Annotated in this window: 3 protein-coding genes and 1 pseudogene; 2 read left to right on the forward strand and 2 right to left on the reverse strand. The window is 62.0% G+C overall.

Annotated features, from left to right (window positions below; translation table 11 throughout):
• Positions 1–54 precede the first annotated feature (54 nt).
• Positions 55–816 carry an SDR family oxidoreductase gene (locus tag M5B99_RS29335; RefSeq protein ID WP_248807416.1) on the reverse strand — a complete coding sequence of 254 codons (762 nt, stop codon included), beginning with the start codon at positions 814–816 and terminating at the stop codon, positions 55–57.
• A gap of 235 nt (positions 817–1,051) precedes the next feature.
• On the opposite strand from M5B99_RS29335, the gene M5B99_RS29340 reads away from it, so the two are divergent.
• Positions 1,052–2,056 carry an NADP-dependent oxidoreductase gene (locus M5B99_RS29340; protein ID WP_248807417.1) on the forward strand — a complete coding sequence of 335 codons (1,005 nt, stop codon included), beginning with the start codon at positions 1,052–1,054 and terminating at the stop codon, positions 2,054–2,056.
• Between the two features lie 72 nt (positions 2,057–2,128).
• Here the strand turns inward: M5B99_RS29340 and pyrF are convergent, their stop codons facing one another.
• The gene (gene pyrF / locus M5B99_RS29345; RefSeq protein ID WP_248807418.1) at positions 2,129–2,827 is read right to left on the reverse strand and encodes an orotidine-5'-phosphate decarboxylase; all 699 of its coding nucleotides are present in this window, start codon (positions 2,825–2,827) and stop codon (positions 2,129–2,131) included.
• 261 nt (positions 2,828–3,088) lie between these two features.
• Here pyrF and M5B99_RS29350 point away from each other — a divergent pair.
• Positions 3,089–3,339: pseudogene (locus M5B99_RS29350) on the forward strand (ethanolamine permease); the annotation flags it as partial.

Consider the following 3,339-nt stretch of genomic DNA (forward strand, 5'->3'; position numbering starts at 1 on the left):
ATTAGGCGGGTTCCTTGCATAAGGGCTACGCCCCCCAACGAAGCGAGCGACAGCTCAAATTGCGGTGGCTCCGCCGTCCACGGCCAGGGCATGACCCGTGGTGAAAGCCGCACCGTCACTGCACAGATAAAGCACCGCACTGGCGATCTCCTCGACCTTGCCGATGCGCCCGACCGGATGCATGGCCGCAGCGAACTCGGCTTTCTTCGGATCGGCCTCATAGGCACGACGGAACATATCGGTATCGATCACCGCCGGGCAGACGGCATTGACGCGGATTTTCTTCTTTGCGTACTCAATGGCCGCCGACTTGGTCAGACCGATGACGGCGTGCTTGGAGGCCGCGTAGATACTCATCTTCGGTGCCGCGCCCAGGCCAGCCACCGAGGCGGTGTTGACAATCGCGCCGCCGCCCTGGGCCAGCATCAGCGGCAACTGATACTTCATGCACAGCCAGACGCCTTTGACATTGACCCCCATGATCGCGTCGAACTCGTCCAGGGTGCCGTCGGCCAGCTTGCCTTTCTCGATCTCGATACCGGCGTTGTTGAAGGCGTAGTCAACCCGCCCGTAGGCATCCACGGCCTGTGCCATGAGGTTCTGCACATCGGTTTCCAGAGTGACATTGCAACGCACGAACACGGCGTCGCCACCAGCGACACGGATCAGCTCGACCGTGCCTTCACCACCGGCAACGTCGAGGTCGGCAACGACCACCTTCAGGCCTTCGGCGGCAAACGCCTGGGCGGTTGCACGGCCAATGCCGGCCGCCGCGCCGGTCACCAGGGCTACCTGGCCGGAAAATGTCATGCTCATGGTTATGTCCTCAATGCGATACGAAAGGGCTGCTGTGCCCTCAGTCTAGCCAGCACAGCGGCCGTCGCGGCAGCACTATCAGAAGCCCGGTTAATGACTTATGCATTGCAGTGATAAGTACCTGCGACCTTTCATCATTGAAGTGGATCGCGCCCTATTCGCCTCATCGGCAAAACTTGCCGTCTGCTCGATGAGGGTCTATCAACAAGACTTCATTGAGCTTCGAGTGCCTGCCATGACCACCCAGAACAATCGCCAATTCCTGCTGGCCAAGCGCCCGATCGGGCCCGCGACCCGCGAGACCTTCACCTACCAGCAAGTGCCGGTGGGCGAACCAGGAACAGGCCAGATCCTGGTCAAGAACGAATACCTGTCCCTGGACCCGGCCATGCGCGGCTGGATGAATGAGGGCAAGTCCTACATCCCGCCAGTGGGTATTGGCGAGGTGATGCGCGCCTTGGGCGTCGGAAAAGTCGTGGCGTCCAACCATCCGGGCTTTGCCGTCGGCGACTATGTCAACGGTGCCCTGGGGGTACAGGATTACTTCCTCGGTGAACCGAAAGGCTTCTACAAGGTCGACCCGAAACTGGCGCCGCTGCCGCGCTACCTGTCCGCGCTAGGCATGACCGGCATGACCGCCTACTTCGCGCTGCTGGATGTCGGTGCGCCGAAAGACGGCGAAACCGTGGTGATCTCCGGGGCCGCCGGCGCGGTCGGCAGCATTGCCGGGCAGATTGCCAAGCTCAAGGGATGCCGGGTAGTCGGGATTGCCGGGGGGGCCGAGAAGTGCCAGTTTCTGATCAACGAACTGGGCTTTGACGGAGCCATCGACTACAAGAGCGAAGACGTTGGCGCCGGCCTGAAACGCGAATGTCCGAAAGGCGTGGACGTGTATTTCGACAACGTCGGCGGCGATATTCTCGACGCGGTGCTGACCCGCCTGAACTTCAAGGCCCGCGTGGTGATCTGCGGTGCTATCAGCCAGTACAACAACAAGGAAGCGGTGAAAGGCCCGGCCAATTACCTGGCGCTGCTGGTCAATCGTGCGCGCATGGAAGGCTTCGTGGTGATGGATTATGCCAGTCGCTTCGCCGCCGCCGGGCAGGAAATGGCCGGCTGGATCGCCAAGGGCCAGCTCAAGAGCAAGGAAGATATCGTCGAAGGCCTGGAGACCTTTCCGGAGACACTGATGAAGCTGTTCAGCGGGGAGAATTTCGGCAAACTGGTGTTGAAGGTTTGAATCGAGGCGTTCCCAGCTAGCGCGTATCGCGAGTCATCGGGCATCTGCCGATGACTCGCGACAAGCCCCTTATCAGGCCAGTTCGGCCACTACCGCCGCCAGCGCCCGGGCCGGATCGGCGGCCTGGCTGATCGGGCGACCGATCACCAGGTAATCGGACCCCGCATCCAAGGCCTGGCGTGGGGTCAGGATACGGCGCTGATCATCCTGGGCGCTGCCCGCCGGACGAATCCCCGGGGTCACCAGTTGCAAACCCGGATGGGCACTCTTGAGCGCCGTGGCTTCCAGGGCCGAGCACACCAGGCCATCCATCCCGGCCTTCTCCGCCAAGGCCGCCAGACGCAATACCTGCACCTGGGGGTCGACATCCAGGCCGATACCGGCCAGGTCCTCGCGCTCCATGCTGGTCAGCACGGTCACACCGATCAACAACGGCTGCGGGCCGCTGCGCTGATCCAGCACCTCACGACACGCGGCCATCATGCGCAGGCCGCCGGAGCAATGCACGTTGACCATCCACACACCCATCTCAGCCGCCGCCCTGACCGCCATGGCCGTGGTGTTGGGGATATCGTGGAATTTCAGGTCGAGGAACACCTCGAAGCCCTTGTCACGCAAGGTGCCGACAATCTCCGCCGCGCAACTGGTGAACAGTTCCTTGCCGACCTTGACCCGACACAGCTTCGGGTCCAGTTGATCGGCCAGCTTCAGGGCGGCGTCACGGGAGGGGAAATCCAGGGCGACGATGATAGGCGTCTGGCAGGCGGACATGGGCGGGCTCTCTGGCAAGTCGAAATCGGCGCGCATTGTAGCGGAACCCGGGGCGGACCGGGACCCGGTGATCGGTAAATCTAGTCCCGATGCGCCATAAATGCCCGAGCTCGCACCAAAGCAAGTCGAAATCCAGGCGAACATCGGCGAAACGTCCTCGACACGACAGATTCTCGCAGATAACGACGCGATCCTGGAGGCTGGCACGTCCACTGCAATCCCCTGAGCCGAGCCGTATCCAAACCGTTCAGGGAGAAACGTATGAACACACAACTCAAGCCCACGCTGGGCACGCTGCACCTGTGGGGCATTGCCGTGGGTCTGGTGATCTCCGGCGAATACTTCGGCTGGAGCTATGGCTGGGGCACCGCCGGTACCCTGGGCTTTCTCGTCACCACCTTGCTGGTGGCGACCATGTACACCTGCTTCATCTTCAGCTTCACCGAACTGACCAGCGCAATTCCCCATGCCGGCGGGCCTTTTGCCTACAGTCGCCGGGCCTTTGGCGAACC

It is taken from the genome of Pseudomonas sp. MWU13-2100, assembly GCF_023242365.1.
In the GTDB taxonomy this organism is placed as follows: domain Bacteria; phylum Pseudomonadota; class Gammaproteobacteria; order Pseudomonadales; family Pseudomonadaceae; genus Aquipseudomonas.